The 18,580-nt window shown below is 63.2% G+C and carries 17 protein-coding genes; 14 read left to right on the forward strand and 3 right to left on the reverse strand.

What is annotated here, in order from left to right:
* The first annotated feature begins 3 nt into the window (after positions 1-3).
* From ACXJKO_RS14725 to ACXJKO_RS14770, 10 genes are all read left to right on the forward strand, one after another.
* On the forward strand, positions 4-1,542 hold the full coding sequence (locus ACXJKO_RS14725) for a DUF2793 domain-containing protein (RefSeq protein WP_457091837.1): 1,539 nt from the start codon (positions 4-6) through the stop codon (positions 1,540-1,542).
* 8 nt (positions 1,543-1,550) lie between these two features.
* Complete coding sequence (locus ACXJKO_RS14730) at positions 1,551-2,096, forward strand: glycoside hydrolase family 108 protein (RefSeq protein ID WP_457091838.1); 546 nt, start codon at positions 1,551-1,553, stop codon at positions 2,094-2,096.
* 1 nt (position 2,097) lies between these two features.
* A complete protein-coding gene (locus tag ACXJKO_RS14735; RefSeq protein WP_457091839.1) occupies positions 2,098-2,307 on the forward strand; it encodes a hypothetical protein in 210 nt (69 codons plus the stop codon).
* 46 nt (positions 2,308-2,353) lie between these two features.
* Positions 2,354-2,668 carry a PepSY domain-containing protein gene (locus ACXJKO_RS14740; RefSeq protein ID WP_457091840.1) on the forward strand — a complete coding sequence of 105 codons (315 nt, stop codon included), beginning with the start codon at positions 2,354-2,356 and terminating at the stop codon, positions 2,666-2,668.
* A 15-nt stretch (positions 2,669-2,683) separates the two neighbouring features.
* Positions 2,684-3,355 (forward strand): response regulator transcription factor, encoded by a 672-nt coding sequence (locus ACXJKO_RS14745; protein WP_457091841.1) that lies wholly within the window; start codon positions 2,684-2,686, stop codon positions 3,353-3,355.
* Positions 3,352-4,749 (forward strand): ATP-binding protein, encoded by a 1,398-nt coding sequence (locus ACXJKO_RS14750; protein ID WP_457091842.1) that lies wholly within the window; start codon positions 3,352-3,354, stop codon positions 4,747-4,749. The genes ACXJKO_RS14745 and ACXJKO_RS14750 overlap by 4 nt, the downstream gene beginning before the upstream one ends.
* 71 nt (positions 4,750-4,820) lie before the next feature.
* Complete coding sequence (ccmI, locus tag ACXJKO_RS14755) at positions 4,821-5,924, forward strand: c-type cytochrome biogenesis protein CcmI (RefSeq protein WP_457091843.1); 1,104 nt, start codon at positions 4,821-4,823, stop codon at positions 5,922-5,924.
* Positions 5,921-6,379: a cytochrome c maturation protein CcmE gene (ccmE, locus tag ACXJKO_RS14760; protein WP_457091844.1), complete on the forward strand. Its 459-nt coding sequence runs from the start codon at positions 5,921-5,923 to the stop codon at positions 6,377-6,379. The genes ccmI and ccmE overlap by 4 nt, the downstream gene beginning before the upstream one ends.
* 14 nt (positions 6,380-6,393) lie before the next feature.
* Positions 6,394-8,376: a heme lyase CcmF/NrfE family subunit gene (locus ACXJKO_RS14765; protein ID WP_457091845.1), complete on the forward strand. Its 1,983-nt coding sequence runs from the start codon at positions 6,394-6,396 to the stop codon at positions 8,374-8,376.
* 3 nt (positions 8,377-8,379) lie between these two features.
* Complete coding sequence (locus ACXJKO_RS14770) at positions 8,380-8,841, forward strand: cytochrome c-type biogenesis protein (RefSeq protein ID WP_457091846.1); 462 nt, start codon at positions 8,380-8,382, stop codon at positions 8,839-8,841.
* Positions 8,842-8,933: 92 nt separating this feature from the next.
* Here ACXJKO_RS14770 and ACXJKO_RS14775 read toward each other — a convergent pair whose 3' ends face one another.
* A complete protein-coding gene (locus tag ACXJKO_RS14775) occupies positions 8,934-9,134 on the reverse strand; it encodes a hypothetical protein (protein ID WP_457091847.1) in 201 nt (66 codons plus the stop codon).
* A gap of 145 nt (positions 9,135-9,279) precedes the next feature.
* Here ACXJKO_RS14775 and ACXJKO_RS14780 point away from each other — a divergent pair, with 145 nt between their 5' ends.
* The 4 genes from ACXJKO_RS14780 to ACXJKO_RS14795 all read left to right on the forward strand — a co-directional run bounded on the left by ACXJKO_RS14780 (position 9,280) and on the right by ACXJKO_RS14795 (position 15,813).
* Complete coding sequence (locus ACXJKO_RS14780; RefSeq protein ID WP_457091848.1) at positions 9,280-10,500, forward strand: S1C family serine protease; 1,221 nt, start codon at positions 9,280-9,282, stop codon at positions 10,498-10,500.
* A gap of 137 nt (positions 10,501-10,637) precedes the next feature.
* Positions 10,638-11,336, forward strand: coding sequence for a winged helix-turn-helix domain-containing protein (locus ACXJKO_RS14785; RefSeq protein WP_457091849.1), 699 nt, complete (start codon positions 10,638-10,640; stop codon positions 11,334-11,336).
* Between the two features lie 8 nt (positions 11,337-11,344).
* Positions 11,345-12,766 (forward strand): HAMP domain-containing sensor histidine kinase, encoded by a 1,422-nt coding sequence (locus tag ACXJKO_RS14790; protein WP_457091850.1) that lies wholly within the window; start codon positions 11,345-11,347, stop codon positions 12,764-12,766.
* A 95-nt stretch (positions 12,767-12,861) separates the two neighbouring features.
* Positions 12,862-15,813 carry a bifunctional [glutamine synthetase] adenylyltransferase/[glutamine synthetase]-adenylyl-L-tyrosine phosphorylase gene (locus ACXJKO_RS14795; RefSeq protein ID WP_457091853.1) on the forward strand — a complete coding sequence of 984 codons (2,952 nt, stop codon included), beginning with the start codon at positions 12,862-12,864 and terminating at the stop codon, positions 15,811-15,813.
* Between the two features lie 41 nt (positions 15,814-15,854).
* On the opposite strand, the gene ACXJKO_RS14800 is transcribed toward ACXJKO_RS14795, so the two are convergent.
* Together ACXJKO_RS14800 and ACXJKO_RS14805 are read right to left on the reverse strand one after the other, a co-directional pair.
* Positions 15,855-18,182 carry a PAS domain-containing sensor histidine kinase gene (locus ACXJKO_RS14800; RefSeq protein ID WP_457091851.1) on the reverse strand — a complete coding sequence of 776 codons (2,328 nt, stop codon included), beginning with the start codon at positions 18,180-18,182 and terminating at the stop codon, positions 15,855-15,857.
* A 200-nt stretch (positions 18,183-18,382) separates the two neighbouring features.
* The coding region (locus ACXJKO_RS14805; RefSeq protein WP_457091852.1) for an aminopeptidase N C-terminal domain-containing protein at positions 18,383-18,580 on the reverse strand (198 nt) is incomplete at its 5' end.

Raw genomic sequence — 18,580 nt, forward strand, 5'->3', positions numbered from 1 at the left:
TTCATGACCTCAACACCTCATTTGGCACTGCCCCTGCTGGCTGCGGCGCAGGCGCAAAAGCACGTCACGCATAACGAAGCGCTCGCATCCCTCGATGCCCTTGTGCAGATGTCCCTCAAGGAGCGCGGGCGCAGTGCACCGCCATCGTCCCCTACGGATGGCGACCGCTATCTCGTGGGCTCCGATGCAACCGGAGCCTTCGCAGGGCAGGAGGGAAAGATCGCGCTGTACGAGCTCGCCGCATGGCGCTTCCTCGTCCCTCGCGCCGGCTGGATTGCTCATGTGGAGGCCGAGCGCGCCGTTGTCATTCATGACGGCGAGCAATGGCACGACATCGGCAGGTTCTGCCGAACGCTCGATAGCGTCGAGCGCCTTGGTATCGGTACCGTACCGGATTCACTGAACCGGCTGGCCGCGAAGCTCAACGCCGCCCTGTTCGCCGCGCTGAGTGTGGGGGAGGGCGGCACCGGCGATCTCCGTTTCGTCCTCAACAAGGTGGGCACGGCGAATGTGCTGTCGCAATTGTACCAGCGCGGTTTCAGCGGGCGCGCCGAAACGGGCCTTGTCGGCAATGACGATTTCAGCATTCGCGTCTCCCCGGATGGAGCGCAATGGTTCGATGCATTGGTCGTCGATGGACAATCGGGCATCGCGTCCTTTCCGCAGGGCGTTGCGAACATGCCGAGGCCGAACCTCCTGATCAATGCGGCTTTCCGCGTGAACCAGCGCAACTTCGCGGGCGGGGCCCTTGCCGCAGGCGTTTACGGCTTCGACCGCTGGAAGGCCGGGCCGGGCGGCTGCACCGTCACTCGTGCAGCGGATGGAACGATCACACTCACCGGCGCTCTCGATCAGGTCGTCGATGTCGTGCACGCGTCCGCCCTAGCGGGCCGGGCCAATCTCGGCGGCGCGACGCTGACGCTCTCAGTCCAGGACCCATCAACAAATCTCCCGATTATCGTGGGAACGAAGGCTGCGACCATCTCCGCAGGCTCGGGCCGCCGCTCCGTCACGGTCACACTCGATGGAACCGAGACAGGGAATGTTTCCGTCCGGCTCCAGCCATCCGCAGCGTGCTCGTTCCAGAACGTGAAGCTGGAAATCGGCGCTTTCGCATCGCCCTGGATGGGCGAGCTTCCTAATGTCGAGGAGCAGCTCTGCCGCCGCTATTATCAAAGCTTCCCGCTCAGTGGCGGGTCGGCTCCCATCGTCGTCGCGTTCGGGCAGCGTATCAGCTCCAACGTCATCGACATTCCGTACATTCTGCCCGTGTCTATGCGAGCCAGTCCAACGCTCGTGACGAGTGGTTTTACATGGGCAGCGGCATCGCCTTCGGGCAATCAGATCGGTTTCTACAACAACGCCATGTCTGCATGGACAACGCTGACGGGCGCGGTGATCCCGATGCTCGCGACTTCGGCAAGTCCATCCGCCGTCATGCTGCGCCTGCTTGCCGGCGCGTCGTTCAACGGCACGGCAGGTTCCACCGGCGTGCTGAATGTCGGCAGCGCGGCTTTCATCGCCCTGCAGGCGGAACTGTGAGGAGTTCGATGAGCGGATCTTCATCATTCGAGACTGCCGTCGCGCTCGTGCTCCAGCATGAGGGCGGCTTCGTCAATCATCCCCGCGATCCCGGTGGGGCCACGAATTTCGGCATCACCCGCGAAACGCTCTCCCGTTCGCGAGGGTGTCTGGCCTCGGTGGAGGATGTGCGTCGCCTGACCAGGGAGGAGGCGGCCTCGATCTATCGCAGCCTCTACTGGAAGGCTGTCCGCGCCGACGAGCTTCCGCTCGGGCTCGACCTCGCCGTGTTCGATCTTGCCGTCAATTCGGGCCCCAAGCGGGCAGTGACGATGCTGCAGAGCGTTCTCGGCGTCGGGGCCGATGGCCTGATCGGGCCCGTGACCATCAAGGCCGCAAGCCGCGCCGATCCCGCCGCGACGGTGCGCCGCCTGACGCGGGCTCGCCTCGGGTTTCTCTTCCGCCTCGCCACATGGCCCGTCTTCGGACGGGGATGGCGCCGGCGGGTTCTCGCGGTCGAGCAGGAGGCTCTCCGGCTCGTCGCTTCATCGTCACCATCAACAAGGAATGCTTGATATGTTGGATACCAAAACCATTCTCGCCAGCCGCACCGTTTGGGCCAATCTGATCGGCCTCGTCGCTCTTGTCCTCGCTTTGTTCGGCTTCGACACCTCATCCTTGAGCACCGGTGCCTTCGAGGAGGCGGCCATCCAGCTCGTTGCCGCCGCCAGCTTCATTGCCTCCACGGTATTCCGCATCCTGGCGACGAAGCAGATTCTGAATTAAAACAGCATTCAGGCTTTGTTCAGTGCTGCAAAGGCATGAGAGGCGCATGCGTCTGGTTTGTCTGGTCATAGCGCTGTGGGCAACGATGGGGGCAGCGGCCGCGCAGAGCGCGACGGCCGCCCTCGCCAATTGCCTGCCGCCCCGCGAAATGCAGGAGGCCGTGGCCTCCAAAAGCATTGTCGCGCCGGCTGCCGCCGTCATGACCGCGAAGCGCCAGGTGCCCAACTCGGACGTGGTGCGGGCCAGCCTCTGCCGCAGCAGCGACACCCTTGTCTACGTGATCATGGCCTTGCAAAAGGATGGTCGCATCGTGCAAGTGATGATCGACGGCTCTTCCGGGCGCGTGAAATCGGTCCATTAACAGAAAGCTCAAAACGTGCGCCTTCTCGTTGTCGAGGACGACAAGACCCTCAATAAGCAGATCGTGACCTCCCTCGAGCAGGCGGGCTACGCGGTTGATACCGCCTTCGACGGCGAGGAGGGGCAGTTCCTCGGGGATACGGAACCCTATGATGCCATCATCCTCGACCTCGGCCTGCCCAAGGTCGATGGCGTCTCCGTTCTCACCGCCTGGCGTCGCGAGGGAAGGAAGACGCCAGTCATCATCCTGACCGCCCGCGACCGTTGGAGCGACAAGGTCCAGGGCTTCGATGCCGGTGCTGATGATTACGTAACAAAGCCGTTCCACATGGAGGAGCTGCTTGCCCGCGTGCGCGCCCTTCTGCGCCGGGCCACCGGCCATGCCACCAGCGAGATCGCCTGCGGGCCGGTAAAGCTCGATACGCGCTCCGGCCGCGTGGCGGTCGATGGCAACCCGGTAAAGCTGACCTCGCATGAATACAGGCTTCTGTCCTATCTCATGCACCATATGGGCCGCATTGTTTCTCGCGGCGAACTGACCGAGCACCTCTACGACCAGGATTTCGACCGCGACTCGAACACAATCGAGGTATTCATCGGCAGGCTTCGCAAGAAGCTCGGGGTCGACATCATCCAGACGGTGCGCGGCCTCGGCTATCTTCTCGACGCAAGCCAGACGAAGACGTGAGCGGCATCGGTCCGATCCTGAAGCGTCTCGCAAGCCGGCCCATCGCGGTCCGGCTTGCCGTTTCCTCCGTGTTCTGGAGCTTCGCGATCCTGCTCATCGCGGGGCTTATCCTACTCACGCTCTACCGGGATAATACGGAACGAGCCTTCGATCAGCGCCTCCTGGTCTATGCCAATACCCTGGCCTCGAACCTCGTCACGCCCGGCGATCCCGACCGGGATCTCGGCCCCATCGGTGATCCGCGCTTCGAGCTCCCCCTGTCCGGCTGGTACTGGCAGGTGGCGCGTCCGAATGCCAAGCCGGGAGAAATCCGCTCCTCCAAATCCCTCTTCGGCGGAATGCTGCCGAGCCTTGCCGCCTCGGACGACACCCGGTTCGGCCAGATCAGACGCGGCTATGGCCGAGCTCCTGACGAGCGCGAGCTACGCCTAATCGAGCGCGACATCGATCTGGGCGAGGATGGACGATACATCATCCGCGTGGCTGGCCCTGCGGACGAGATCGCCGCGAGCGTGCGGGATTTTCTCTTTGCGCTCACTGTCACGTTCGCATTGCTCGGCTTGGCGCTGGGCTTCTCGACGCTTCTGCAGATCCGTTTCGGCCTGCGTCCCCTGGCCAATCTCCGCTCCGCGCTCGGCACGATCCGCCGGGGGGAGGCGGATCGGATTTCGGGCGAGTATCCGCGCGATATCTCGCCGCTCGCGAGCGAGCTGAACCTTCTGCTCGACACCAATCGCGAGATTCTGGAGCGTGCCCGCACCCAGGTCGGCAATCTGGCTCATGCCCTCAAGACACCGCTCAGCATCATCATGAACGAGGCGGAGAATGCGCCGGATGAGGTGGCCTCCAGGGTGCGCGAGCAGGCGACCCTGATGCGCGATCAGGTGAACTATTACCTGGACCGCGCCCGCGCGGCAGCACTGGCCGGAACATTAGGCACCCTGACCGATGTGGAGCCTGTCATCGCCGGGCTCGCCCGCACCTTTGCGAAAATCTACCAGGACAAGGATCTGGCGGTCGAGCTTGCGATTCCCTTGGATCTGCGTTTCCGGGGCGAGAAGCAGGATCTTGAGGAGATGGCAGGCAATCTCATCGACAATGCCGCCAAATGGGCCGCTCACAAAGTCGAGATCTCCGTCGAGGTGATCCGGGAAGATATCGACCGCCCCCGCTTCCGTCTGCTGATCGATGACGATGGTCCGGGTCTGCCGGAAACGGCGCGAGAGGAAATGCTCAAGCGGGGCCGTCGGTTGGACGAAACGAAGCCCGGATCGGGCCTTGGGCTATCCATCGTCAGCGACCTTGCCGCGCTCTATCGCGGCTCCCTCAAGCTCGAAGCCGCCCCCCTCGGGGGCTTGAGGGCGGTACTGGAGCTGCCGGGGGATAGAGGCTGATCCTATGTATTTTTACGCGTGACACCGTGCCACCGTCGTGCTTGACGGGGACTCGGAGTAATTAGGATTTTATGGTGATCTGGATCATTCTCGTGCTGATGACGGCTGCGGCCGTGATGGCGGTGCTTTGGCCGCTGTCGCGCCATCGCGCCATCGCACGCCAGATCGATCCCGATACACAGTTTTATCGCGACCAGCTCATGGAGATCGAGCGCGACCGTGAGCGCGGCGTGCTGCTTCCAGCCGAGGCCGAGGCCGCGAAGGCGGAAGCCGGCCGCAGGTTGCTGCGCACGACCGGCATGACGGGCGATCCCTTCGCCGCCTTGGGCGAACCGGCCCTGCGGCGCCGCCGTGCCGCTTCGACGCTGGCCCTCTCCATGATCCCGATCCTGGCGCTTGCCATCTATGGCGCCTATGGCTCGCCGCATTTGCTCACTCATCCGCCGCAGGTCCAGGCCCAGCCGCAGCAGGGTGACAGGCTCGACCTCATGGCCGCTATTGCCCAGATCGAGACGCATCTGTCCCAGAACCCGCAGGACGGGCGTGGTTGGGAAGTTGTGGCGCCGGTCTATATCCGCCTTGGTCGCAGGGAAGAGGCGGTGAAGGCTTATGAATCCGCTTTGCGCTATCTCGGCCCCGATGCGGATCGCCTCGCCAATTACGGTGAAGCCATGGTGCTCGCCAAGGACGGCGTCGTGTCCGCCGAGGCTCAGGGCGTGTTCGAACAGGTCATGAAGCTGAATGCCGGATCGTCCAAGGCGCGTTATTATCTCGCCCGCGCCGCCGAGCAGGATGGGCGGACGGACAAGGCGAAGGAGGCTTACACGCAGCTCCTTCTCACATCGCCGAGCGATGCTCCCTGGGTGCCAGTCGTTCGTGAGCATCTCGAACGTCTCGGCGCCTCGGTGCCGGCTGTCGCGTCTGCGGATGCATCGCAGATCGGCGCCGAGGACATCGCCCGCATGGTCTCCGGCCTCGCAAGCCGTCTGGAGAGCCAGGGCGGAACCGCCGAGGAATGGGCGCGCCTGATGAGGTCTTATGCCGTTCTCGGCCAGCGCGACAAAGCCATGAAAGCGGCCGAGCGTGCCCGGCAGGCTCTGGCGCAGGACGATGCCGGATTGAAGACAATCGATACGATGGCGCGCGAACTGAAACTGACTGACGCCCAACCATGACCAGAAAGCAAAGACGTCTCACCCTGATCGGCATCGCGGGATGCATTCTCGCCGTTGCCCTTGGCCTTGTTCTCTACGCGATGAACGACACCATCGTGTTCTTCAACTCGCCTGCCGACATCCAGGCCAAGAACGTCCAGCCCGGCACACGCATCCGCCTCGGCGGTCTCGTGAAGGAAGGCAGCGTTCAGCGCGGCAGTGACCAGCGGATTTCGTTCGAGGTCATGGACGCTCAGAGCGCGATCAAGGTGCAGTACACAGGCCTGTTGCCGGACCTCTTCCGTGAAGGGCAGGGGATCGTGGCCGAAGGCGTGCTGGAAAGCCCGGCCCTGTTTCGCGCCGATACGGTTCTCGCCAAGCATGACGAGAACTATATGCCGCGCGAAGTGGCGGATACCCTGAAGAAGCAGGGCCACTGGCAGGGCGAGGCTAACGCTTCGCCGAAGACGCAGTAAGAAGGAGAGCCCTCGTGTTGGTCGAGGCCGGACATTTTGCGCTTGCGTTGGCGCTGGGGTTATCCCTGATCCAGTTCGTCGTACCGCTGTGGGGCGCGCGGGCCAACGATCCCGTGCTGATGTCGGTCGGGCCTGTGACGGGCCTCGCTGTTTTCGGCTGCATCGCCTTCGCCTTCCTGGCGCTGACGATCGCCTATGTGACCTCCGACTTTTCCGTGCTGAACGTGGTTCAGAACTCGCATTCGACCAAGCCTATGATCTACAAGATCTCCGGCGTGTGGGGTAACCACGAGGGCTCGATGCTCCTGTGGGTTCTGATCCTCGCTCTCTTCGGCGCCGTGGTGGCTGTTTCCAAGAACAGCATTCCCATGCGGCTTCAGGCCAACACGCTCGCGGTGCAGGCTGCGGTCACCATCGCCTTTCTGCTGTTCATCCTCACCACGTCGAACCCGTTCACGCGCGTCATCCCGGCACCCATTGAAGGCCAGGACCTGAACCCGCTGCTGCAGGACCCGGGCCTCGCGATCCATCCGCCGCTTCTCTATATCGGCTATGTCGGCTTCTCTATCTCCTTCGCCTTCGCCTGCGCTGCGTTGATCGACGGCCGCATCGATGCGGTCTGGGCGCGGATCGTGCGTCCCTGGACGCTCGGCGCCTGGGCCTTTCTCACTCTTGGCATCGCCATGGGTTCCTACTGGGCCTATTACGAACTCGGCTGGGGCGGATGGTGGTTCTGGGACCCGGTGGAAAACGCATCGCTGATGCCGTGGCTTGCCGGCACGGCGCTGGTGCATTCCACGGTCGTCATGGAAAAGCGCGATGCGCTGAAGGTCTGGACGATCCTCCTGGCGATCCTCACATTCTCGCTTTCGCTTCTCGGCACCTTCCTCGTTCGCTCGGGCGTGCTCACATCGGTCCACTCTTTCGCGGTCGATCCTGAGCGCGGCACGTTCATTCTCGGCATTCTCATCTTATTCATCGGTGGATCGCTGGCGCTGTTCGCGTGGCGTGCACCCATGCTCAAGCAGGGCGGCTTATTCGCCCCGGTCTCGCGCGAAGGCGCTCTCGTTCTGAACAACCTCTTCCTCGCGACCGCCTGCGCGACGGTGTTGATCGGCACGCTCTATCCGCTAGCTCTGGAAGTCGTGACGGGCGAGAAAATTTCCGTCGGCGCCCCGTTCTTCAACTTCACATTTATTCCGTTGATCGTTCCGCTTCTGCTGCTTCTGCCGCTCGGCCAGACACTGGCCTGGAAGCGCGGAAACTTCCTCGGCACGGCTCAAAGGCTTTACACGGTCTTTGGTGTGTCTCTTCTCCTCACGGTCGCGCTGCTCGCTTTTCAGCATGGCGGGCCGGTCGCGGCTCCGTTGGGCATCGGCCTTGGTGCATATCTTGTCCTGGGCTCGCTCAATGAAATCGTGACCCGCTCCTGGTCGAAGGGCACGCCGCTCTCCGTCGCATGGCGCAAGGCACGTAGCCTTCCTCGTTCGGCCTGGGGAACCGTGATCGCGCATGCGGGCGTCGGCCTCACGGTCATCGGCATCGCTGCGACAGCATGGGGCGTCGAGTCTCTGGGCTCGCTCAAGATCGGGGAAAGCCTCAAGGCTGGTGATTACGAAGCCCGGCTCGAGCGTCTTGTGCCGCGCGTCGAAGCCAATTACCGCGAGGATGTGGGCGTCCTGACGATCTTCCGGGACGGCCGGGAACTCGGCACGATCGAGAGCATGAAGCGCCTCTACGTGACACGCGGCATGCCGACTACGGAAGCCGGTATCATGACCGTCGGCCTGGGCCAGATCTATGCAAGCCTCGGCGAATTGCAGCCGGATGGCGCGGTCGGCGTGAGGCTCTATTACAAGCCGCTCGTCCTGCTGATCTGGATCGGTTCGGTGGTCATGGCTCTCGGCGGCGGTATTTCACTCACCGACCGCAGGCTGCGCATCGGCGCTCCCGTGCGGGCGAAGACGGCACCCGTGGCAGCGGTTCCGGCGGAGTAGGCCATGCGCTTCGTTCTCGCATTCTTGGCGGCGCTCTTCATCGGCGGGACGGCCCTGGCCGTACAACCAGACGAGGTGCTGAAGGATCAGACGCTGGAAAAGCGCGCCCGCGACATCTCGGCGGGCCTGCGCTGTCTCGTCTGTCAAAACCAGTCCATCGACGATTCCGACGCGCAGCTCGCCAAGGATCTCCGGCTTCTGGTGCGCGAGCGGCTCGTGGCAGGCGACAACGATCAGCAGGTGCGGGATTATCTCGTGCAGCGATATGGGGAATTCGTGCTGTTGAGGCCGACCTTCCGGGCCCAGACCATCCTGCTCTGGCTTACCCCAGCCGTGGTCCTCGTGCTGGGCGCTTTCGGCGCTTATATGGCCCTCAGACGCCGCCCGCAGCCGGCGGGGGCCCTGAACGACGAGGAGCAGAAGGCGCTCGAAGCCCTGCTCAAGCGGGACCAGTCAGCTCTCTAAACTCAACCTTGCCAGGTTCATTTTAGAATGCCTATTTTGGGGGCTGGATTGGCGGAAGCTTGCGAGAATTTGCAAGCCGCACGATCCCTTACTCAGCGCCCCATTAAGGTTGCCCGGATGTAGCCTCGAATATCGCCCATCACCAACCAATCGAGGCTTTGCCCATACTCTTTAGCAAACTCGATAAGGCGATCATCATCCTCAGCAATGGCTTTCAAGTCTTGTTCAGGAAGCTCAAGGCAGTCGGCAATGACTTCTATGCGCCCCAGAATTGCATTTCGGTCGATTTTCATTTTTAGCTCCGATGAGGTTGAAGACTAGGCGCCAAGACGCCCAACCTTACCAACATTTCATCTTGGCGTGAGGGTACCGTAAGGCGGCGTACCCCATCTTGATCTCATGACGAACTCACAAGGGTTCCTCCAGGAGATACAAGACATGTTGGACAAGGTTTCCACTCCCGTCCGCAAGCGCACCGTGAAATGGCTCGGCGCTGCGGCTGTTGCCGCCCTGCTTGCCGGCGGTGCCGTCGAAAGCGGCCTGATCGTTCCCAATGCCGCCCATGCCGAACTGCGCTCCATGTCGCAGCCGGTCCAGAACGTGCCTTCGTTCGCCGACGTGATCGAGCGCGTGAAGCCCGCCGTTGTGGCCGTGAAGGTCAAGGTTCAGAACGTAGCGAGCCGCGACGATGACGGCGAGGGCCAGCAGTTCTCGATGCCGGACCTGCCCCCGGGCCACCCGATGGAGCGCTTCTTCCGCCAGTTCCGTGACCAGATGCCCGATCGTGGCGACCGCAGTGACCGTGGACCACGCCAAGAGCGCCCGCGCCAGTTTGGCCAGGCCCTGGGCTCCGGCTTCTTCGTCTCGGCTGACGGCTATGTCGTGACCAACAACCACGTGGTCGACAACGCCTCCGAGGTGCAGATCACTCTGGATGACGGCAAGACGCTCGACGCCAAGGTCATCGGCACCGATGCGAAGACCGATCTTGCTCTGCTGAAGGTCGAAGGCAATGACTTCCCCTATGTGCGCCTCGCTGGCCAGAAGGCCCGCATCGGTGACTGGGTGGTCGCCATCGGCAACCCCTTCGGTCTCGGCGGTACGGTGACGGCGGGCATCGTCTCGGCCCAGCACCGCGACATCGGCGCAGGTCCCTACGATGACTTCATCCAGATCGACGCCTCGGTGAACAAGGGCAATTCCGGCGGCCCGACCTTCAACCTCTCCGGCGAAGTCGTGGGCGTGAATACGGCAATCTTCTCGCCGTCCGGCGGCAATGTGGGTATTGCGTTTGCCATCCCGGCGAGCACGGTCAACCAGATCGTAGCGGACTTGAAGGACAAGGGCGCGGTGACCCGCGGCTTCATCGGCGTGCAGATGCAGCCGGTGACCAAGGAGATCGCGGAAGCGATCGGCCTCAAGGAGCCCAAGGGCGCCCTCGTGGCCGAGGCCATAAAGGACGGCCCCGCCGCCAAGGCCGGCGTCCGGACCGGCGACACGATCATCGCCGTGGACGGCCAGCCGATCAACGAGGCGAAGGATCTGTCCCGCAAGGTGGCCCAGGTCTCTCCCGGCAAGTCCCTATCGCTCACCCTCTGGCGTGAAGGCAAGGAGCGGACCGTGAACCTCGAGGTCGCAAGTCAGCCGAAGGGCGTCTAACCCTTCGAAAAGTGTAGGGCACCAGGCTTAAGTGTTGATCGCCCCCGACACCTGGTGTCTTCTGCCCACGGCAGGTTGGCCTTCCACCCCTCCAAGGCCGGCCTGCCGTTGGGCATTTTATGCGTTAAAGAAAAGCCATGCGGATTCTGATCATCGAGGACGACCGAGAGGCGGCCTCCTATCTCGTGAAGGCATTTCGTGAATCGGGTTATGTGGCGGACCACGCCGCCGATGGCCTCGATGGCTATGCCATGGCCGAGGAGGGGCATTACGACGTGCTCGTGGTCGACCGCATGCTGCCGAAGCTCGACGGCCTGTCCCTGATCCGCTCGCTGCGCGAGCAGAAAGTCGAGACGCCGGTTCTGATCCTCTCCGCCCTGGGCCAGGTCGATGACCGCGTGAAGGGCCTGCGCGCCGGCGGCGACGATTATCTCCCTAAACCTTACGCCTTCTCCGAGCTTCTCGCCCGCGTCGAGGTCCTCTCGCGCCGCCGCGCTTCGACACCGAGCGCCGAGCCGACCGTTTACCGCGTCGCCGATCTCGAACTCGACCGCCTGTCCCATCGCGTAACGCGCTCCGGCCAGGAGATCGTGCTGCAGCCCCGCGAGTTCAGGCTCCTCGAATATCTCATGAAGAACGCCAATCAGGTGGTAACGCGCACCATGCTGCTCGAGCATGTGTGGGACTACCACTTCGATCCCCAGACCAACGTGATCGACGTGCATGTTTCACGGCTGCGCTCGAAGATCGACAAGGGGTTCGACAAACCGCTCATCCATACGATCCGAGGCGCGGGCTACATGGTCCGCGTGGGATCGGTAGAGGGCGAGGAATGAGGGTTTCCATGAACGCCCTCGGCAAGCTTTTTCGGACGACCGCGTTCAAGCTGTCCTTCGCCTATCTGCTCGTCTTCACGCTGTTCGCCTTCGTGACGCTCGGCTACGTGGCCTGGAGCGCGCAACGGCTGCTGACCGATCAATTCGTCTCGACCATCGAGGCCGAGATCGCCGGCCTCTCCGAGCAGTACCGAAACGGAGGCTTGCGCCGTCTCGTCAACATCGTCGAGCGCCGTTCCCGCGCTCCGGGCGCCTCCCTTTATCTCGTCACCACCACGAGCGGCGAGCGGGTCGCCGGCAATATCGGAGCACTGCCCCCCGGCGTCATCGACCGCGTCGGACAATTCGAAACGCTCTACAATCGCACCGACGAAACCGACACGAGGCCCAGTGTGGCGCTTGTGCGCGTCTACATGCTGCCCGGTGGCTTCCGCCTCCTTGTCGGTCGCGACGTGGAGGAGCGGATCCGCCTGCGCGAGATCATCCATCGGGCTTTCGGCTATTCGCTTCTCTTTATCGGTGTCTTGGCGGTCCTCGGAAGCTGGTTCATCGCACGGCGAGTCCTGAAGCGCGTGGATGACATGACCGAGATCACCCGCGATATCATGGCGGGTGATCTGGGCGGGCGATTGAAGATCGCGGGAACCGGCGACGAGCTTGATCGTCTCGCGCAGAATCTCAATGCCATGCTCGACCGGATCGGCGAACTCATGCGCGGAATGCGCGAGGTTTCCGACAACATCGCCCACGACCTCAAGACGCCTCTGACCCGTCTGCGGAACAAGGCCGACGAAGCCTTGAGGACGGCGAAGACTCCCGATGAGCTGAAGGCGGCGTTAGAGGCCACCATCGAGGAAAGCGACAACCTGATCCGCATCTTCAATGCGCTTCTCATGATCGCCAGGATGGAAGCCGGCAATGCCCGCGAAGCGCTTGCGGATTTCGATGCGGCCGAGGCGGTGCGCGACGTGGCGGAGCTTTATGAGGCCCTGGCCGAGGAGGCGGGTGTCAGCCTTGAGGTCTCCATCGAAAGCGGATTGCCGGTTCATGGCAACCGCGAGCTGCTGGGTCAGGCCATGGCCAATCTTCTCGACAACGCGCTGAAATATGGCGTCATTACGGATGGCCGCGCACCCACGATCACGGTCGCGGCCAAACGGGTTGGTGAAGAGGTTCGGATCTGTGTTGCCGACCGGGGGCCCGGCATCCCGGAGGAGGAGCGAAGCCACGTTCTGGAGCGTTTCGTGCGCCTCGAGACGGCGCGCTCGCGTCCAGGCTTCGGCCTCGGCCTCAGCTTGGCGGCGGCCGTGGCTGGGCTCCATGGCGGACAATTGGTGCTCGAGGACAATGACCCCGGCCTGAGAGTGGTCCTGGCCCTGCCTTTCAAGGAAGCGGAGTCTCCACCTACTACCCTGCAATCGGCGGCCTGAGCCGGAAGTCGGAGAGCTGAGGCTCAGTTTTCGGTTGCCTCCCGCGCGAGGCCGTGAAAACTCGGGGCCTCACGCCGGAACCCGATGGATTGCCTGTGACGGACCAGACCCGCTCTCTCCTCAACCGCCTCGTCCAGGCGCCGCCCGTTTCCGACCTGAAGCGGGCAAAGGCCCAATTGGCGGATTTCCGCGCTCGCGTCCAGGACGAGCCGGAGGCCTCCGCATTGCTGCCCCATCTTGAGGGTGGTCTCCTCCATGACATCCTCCACTCGGTGGCCGATCATTCTCCGTTCCTCTGGCAATTGATCGTGAACGATCCGGCTCGCATGGCGAAGCTCGCCTTGGAGGAGCCCGAACAGAGCCACCGCGCCATCGTCGAGAGCCAAGCCAACCTGTTCCGCGAGATGCGCTCCAGTGGCCTGACGCGGGACGACGCAGCCCGCGAGTTCCGTCGCAATCGCAGCACCCATGCCCTTCTCGTCGCCCTCGCCGATATAGGCGGAGTGTGGAGCGTGGAGGAGGTGACGGGTGCCTTGTCGGAATTCGCCGATGCCTCGGTGTCCGGTGGTCTCAATCTCGTTCTCACCGAAACGGCGGATCTCGGCCGGATCAATCTGCCCAATCCCGATGCGCCGGGCGAAGGATCGGGCGTGACAGTCCTTGCTCTCGGCAAGCATGGGGCAGGAGAACTCAACTATTCCAGCGATATCGATCTCGTCATCTTCTTCGACTCGGAAACCTCTGCCCTGAAAGAGGGGGCTGAGGCGGCCACGGTCTACACTCGCATCGCGCAGCAATTGGCGCGCCTGCTGCAGGAGCGGACCGCCGATGGCTATGTCCACCGCGTCGATTACCGCCTGCGCCCCGATCCTGGTTCCACGCCGACCGCAATGTCTCTCGCTTCGGCCTACGTTTATTACGAAACGCTGGGCCAGAACTGGGAGCGGGCCGCCTTCATCAAGGCGCGTCCCGTGGCGGGTGACATCGGCCTCGGCGAGGCCTTTCTGCAGGAGCTTCGCCCCTTCATCTGGCGCAAATATTTCGACTTTGCCTCCATCGCCGATGTGCATGCAATGAAGCGGCAGATCCATGCGGTGCGCGGGCACGACCAGATCGCGGTTGCAGGCCACGACATCAAGCTCGGCCGCGGCGGCATCCGCGAGATCGAGTTCTTCGTGCAGACGCAGCAGCTCGTCTTCGGCGGGCGCCGTCCCGGCCTGCGGGGCAGGCGGACCCTCGACATGCTGGCGGCGCTCCATAACGAGGGCTGGATCACCTCTGAAGCCCGCGACGAACTCTCCGACGCCTATCGCTTCCTGCGCACCATCGAGCATCGCTTGCAAATGGTGGCCGATGAGCAGACCCAACGTTTGCCCTCGGACAAAGACGATCTCAAGCGCTTCGCCAAGTTCTGCGGCTATCCCAATCTCAAGGCTTTCGCGAAGGCTCTCACCGATCAGGCCAAGATCGTGCAGGGCCATTACGCGCTGCTGTTCGAGGAAGGGCCCGAGCTTGCCTCCGATATCGGCAGCCTCGTCTTCACCGGAACCGAGGATGATCCGGAAACGCTGGCCACGCTCCAGCGCATGGGCTTCCGAGATGCCCATAAGGTCGCGGAGACGGTTCGCGGCTGGCATTTCGGACGCCGCCCCGCCATCACCAGCCCGCGCGCCCGCGAAGTCCTCACAGAACTGACCCCCGCCTTACTCTCGGCGCTCGGTGGCACGGCGGATCCGGATGCCGCCCTCGATGCGCTCGACCGCGCCTTCGGGCGCATGCCTGCCGCCGTCGAGCTGCTCACCATTCTCCAATCCCACGATAACTTACGTCTGCGCTTCGCCGATCTTCTCGGAACCGCGCCACGCCTTGCCAGCACAGTGGCGCAATCCCCCCACGTTCTCGACGTCCTCATCGACCCCGCCTTCGGCGTTCCGCTTGTCGATGAGAATTTGATCGAAGAGCAGATCCGGCAGTCCATCGGTTCGCCCGCCAATTACGAAGAGTTCCTGGACCGCGCCCGCGATGCGGCGCGGCAGATGCGCTTCATCACCGGCGCTCGCCTTCTCTCCGACATCATTTCACCCGCACAGGCGGGCGAGGCCTATGCTGCCATCGCAACGGCCATTCTTCGCGTGTCCTACGAACAGGTGCGTAAGGAATTCGAGACCGACCACGGCGTCGTTCCCGGCGCGCAGGTCGCTATCCTCGGCCTCGGTCGTCTCGGCACACGCGAACTCACGGCAGGGTCGGATCTCGACCTCGTCGTCCTCTATGACTTCGATGAGGAGACGCGCGAGAGCACAGGCGCGCGCCCTCTCGACGTCGTGGTCTATCACACACGTCTGACGCAGCGCCTCGTGGCGGCGCTCACGGTGCCCACGCGGCGCGGTCTCCTCTACGAGGTAGACCTGCGGCTACGCCCTCAAGGCGGAAAAGGCCCTGTCGCCTCGCAGTTCAAGGGCTTTGTGGCGTACCAGCATAACGAAGCCGATCTGTGGGAGCACATGGCGCTCACCCGCGCGCGCCTGCTCGTCGGCGAGCCAAGCATTGCGGAGCCCGTGAACGAGGCCGTGAAGGAGATCGTTGCCACCAAGCGGGAGTGGAAACACGTCGCGTCCGAAGTTCGCTCCATGCGCGGCCTCATCGCGCAGGAAAAGGGCGACGACAATCCATGGGATCTCAAGCTCGCTAAGGGTGGCCTGACGGATCTCGATTTCATCGCACAGGCCTTGGTGCTCGCGCACAGCGCTCAGTATCTGACCCTGATCGGGACAGCGCCTGAAGCAACTTTCCATGAAGCCAGCAAGGCGGGTCTCATCGGCGAGGACGATGCTCGCACCTTGATCGAGGCGCACCGCCTGTTCAACGCCATCTTCCAATGGCAGCGGCTGACCATCGAGGGCGACTTTGATCCCGCATCGGTCCCACCCGCGATCCTCAAGCGACTGGCGGTCGTCGCCGGATTGCCGGACGCTAAGGTTCTGCTGAACCATCTCAACGCCACGCGTCAGCAGGTGCGGGAAATCTTCGAGCGGGTGCTTCGTTAAACAAGCAGAGCGCCGGTGCAAGAGCCCGGCGCGTTCGTTGATCAGGCCGCCGTATCGGCGAGCGCGATATCGGCGTTGGTGGCTTCCGTGAGCGGAAGGTGGACGAGCACGATGGTGCCGACGCCTTCCTGGCTCTTGATGCGGAGGCTGCCGCCATGGAGTTCGGCCAGCGAGCGGGCGATGGCGAGGCCGAGGCCCGAGCCTTTGTAGCTCTTCGAGAACTCGGTCTCGACCTGTTCGAAGGGCTGGCCCAGCTTGTGGAGGGCGTGATCGGGAATGCCGATGCCGTTGTCTTCCACGTAGATGTTGATGGCATCGCCCGCCTGGCGGGTACGCACCGTGATGCAGCCGCCGTCGCTCGTGAACTTCGTGGCGTTCTGGAGCAGGTTGACGAGGATCTGGTGCAGCGCGCGCTCGTCGGCGGGCACGATGATGTCCTCGGGGATAACGTCCACTGTGACGGAGAGGTTCTTGGCCTTGGTCTGCTCGCTCACTAGCTTCAGGGCGCGCTGGATCGACGCGTGAACCTCGATCGGGAGCTTCGTCAGCGTGGTACGTCCGGCCTCGATGCGCGACATGTCGAGAATGTCGTTGATCACCGACAGGAGATATTCGCCGCTGGAGCGGATATCGGTGCAGTATTCCTCGTACTTGTCCGAGCCGAGTGAGCCGAAGATGCCGCTCTGCATGACTTCCGCGAAGCCGATGATGGCGTTGAGCGGCGTGCGCAGCTCATGGCTCATATTGGCCAGGAATTCTGACTTGGCGCGGTTCGCGCTCTCGGCCTGGGCCTTCTGATCGAGGTAGCGCTCGGCGAGATCGGCGAGCTGGTGCGTCTGCGCTTCCAGCTTCTGGCGCGACTGCTTGAGATCGAGAACGGTCGCGATGAGCTCCTTCTCGGACTCGACGAGGCGGTGCTCGTGGCGCTTGAGAGCCGTAATGTCCGTACCCACCGACACGTAGCCGCCGTCCTTCGTGCGGCGCTCGTTGATCTGCAGCCAGCGGCCATCCTGAAGGCGTGCTTCGAAGGTGCGGGCGCCGACATCCTGCTGCTCGCGGCGCAGAAACTGGTGCTGCACTTCCGGCGGGCGGCCGAGCGCCATGACTTCGGCGTAGGACTTGCCTTGAAGATCAGCGCCTGCCGGCAGCTCGTGGAGCTTCTGGAATTTCGAGTTGCAGAGCACGAGGTTGTTGTTGGCATCCCAGAGCACGAAGGCCTCGGAGATCGCCTCGATCGCGTCGTGCAGGCGGGCGTCGGCGCGGGCGGTCTTCTCTTCAAGGCCGCGCTGCTCGGTCACGTCCACCGCGATGCCGACAAGATGGCTCGCCGCGTCGTCGGGATCGTTCATCAGTTCGGCGCGGGCGCGCAGCCACACCCAATCGCCGCTGATGCTGCGGATGCGGAACTCGTAATCCACGAGCGAGGTGGTGGCGGAGGCGAGCTGCTCGGCCAGCGTGTAGAGATCCTGATCCTCGGGATGGATCATGGTGTTGACTTCGCCGAAGGAGAGGAACTCGTCCTGCCGCTCGTAGCCGAGGAGCTCGTACATGGAGTCGGACCAATAGATGCGTCCGCGTCCGATGTCCCAATCCCACAGGCCGCAGCGGCCGCGATTGAGGGCGGAGTCGATCCTGTCGCGCACCTTCTCGCACACCTCGTCGGCGGCGCGGGCGCGGTTCGACTGCATCATGTAGGCAATGCCGATGCCGAGCAGCACGACGATGGTCGCGCCGAGCAGCGAGACATGGCCGATGGTGCGCGTCCACCAGCCTGCCAGCACATGCGGCAGCGGCTGGATGACGGCGACTTGGCCGGAAGAGGCGGCGAGCGAGCGAACGGTCGCGATGCCCTCGTTGCCGTCCTTAAGTTTAATGGTCATGACGCCGGCGCGGTCCGCGAACAGCGCGAGGGGCTGCGCATCGCCCAGCACTTCGCTGAGAGTCTGAGGTGCGCCCTCAATCGCGGGATAGACGGCAAGAACGGCGCCGGCCTGATCGATCAGGAGAAGACTGCGGTTCTGCGACAGGGCGCTCGCCGGCATGTCCTTCGCAAGAGCGCTCAGCTGGGAGGCCGCCTGAGTCCTGCCTGCCGGGGCATGGTGGGTGCCAAGCTTCGCAGCCGAGAGGGAGGCGATGATGTCGATGTCGTGGATAGCGTCGCGAACGGTGTCCCTGCGACCGTCACGGATCTGCACCCACGCGCTGCCTGCGAGCGTCACAAGAAAGAGAATGAGTACGGCCGGAACAGCAAGCCTGAGCAGGGATTCATATTGCTCAAGCCTACGATAGGCCGGGTTCGCGTCGGAACGCGCTACCCCTAGAATCGTACCCGCACGTGCGGGTACGCATGCGGTCACCGCCCCCGCCATGCGATGCTCCCTTCGGAACCACTACTGTCCTTATTCGGAAGGACGTGCCGCATCTCTCCGAATCACCAACAATAGAATCACGGGCGGGTGATTTGTCTAGCTATGTGAACGATGAGGTTAATAAAAAATTTTCATTCTCTCCCAGCGCTGGGGATTACTTGGATAATCCTCCAGCGACAGGTGACATTCGGGCTGGATTCTTAAGCCGTCTCACTCTCTTCGAGCGAACGATTCACGATGTCTCCTACATCGCGAGAAAGATTGGGCTTTTGCGCAATCGACAGCAGAGCCTGCTTCGCGTGAGCGCGCCGAGTCGGCTCCATCATGCGCCATGAACTGAAGGCCGTGAGCAGTCGCGCGGCGAGTTGCGGATTCAGTTCGTCGGCGCGCAGCACGAT

Source organism: Microvirga sp. P5_D2 (genome assembly GCF_054049475.1).

Bases quoted from the DNA above. Each gene is read 5' to 3' on its own strand.
- ACXJKO_RS14725 (WP_457091837.1), top strand. From the start codon at position 4: ATGACCTCAACACCTCATTTGGCACTGCCCCTGCTGGCTGCGGCGCAG.
- ACXJKO_RS14730 (WP_457091838.1), top strand. From the start codon at position 1,551: ATGAGCGGATCTTCATCATTCGAGACTGCCGTCGCGCTCGTGCTCCAG.
- ACXJKO_RS14735 (WP_457091839.1), top strand. From the start codon at position 2,098: ATGTTGGATACCAAAACCATTCTCGCCAGCCGCACCGTTTGGGCCAAT.
- ACXJKO_RS14740 (WP_457091840.1), top strand. From the start codon at position 2,354: ATGCGTCTGGTTTGTCTGGTCATAGCGCTGTGGGCAACGATGGGGGCA.
- ccmI (WP_457091843.1), top strand. From the start codon at position 4,821: ATGGTGATCTGGATCATTCTCGTGCTGATGACGGCTGCGGCCGTGATG.
- ccmE (WP_457091844.1), top strand. From the start codon at position 5,921: ATGACCAGAAAGCAAAGACGTCTCACCCTGATCGGCATCGCGGGATGC.
- ACXJKO_RS14770 (WP_457091846.1), top strand. From the start codon at position 8,380: ATGCGCTTCGTTCTCGCATTCTTGGCGGCGCTCTTCATCGGCGGGACG.
- ACXJKO_RS14775 (WP_457091847.1), bottom strand. From the start codon at position 9,134: ATGAAAATCGACCGAAATGCAATTCTGGGGCGCATAGAAGTCATTGCC.
- ACXJKO_RS14780 (WP_457091848.1), top strand. From the start codon at position 9,280: ATGTTGGACAAGGTTTCCACTCCCGTCCGCAAGCGCACCGTGAAATGG.
- ACXJKO_RS14785 (WP_457091849.1), top strand. From the start codon at position 10,638: ATGCGGATTCTGATCATCGAGGACGACCGAGAGGCGGCCTCCTATCTC.
- ACXJKO_RS14790 (WP_457091850.1), top strand. From the start codon at position 11,345: ATGAACGCCCTCGGCAAGCTTTTTCGGACGACCGCGTTCAAGCTGTCC.
- ACXJKO_RS14800 (WP_457091851.1), bottom strand. From the start codon at position 18,182: ATGGCGGGGGCGGTGACCGCATGCGTACCCGCACGTGCGGGTACGATT.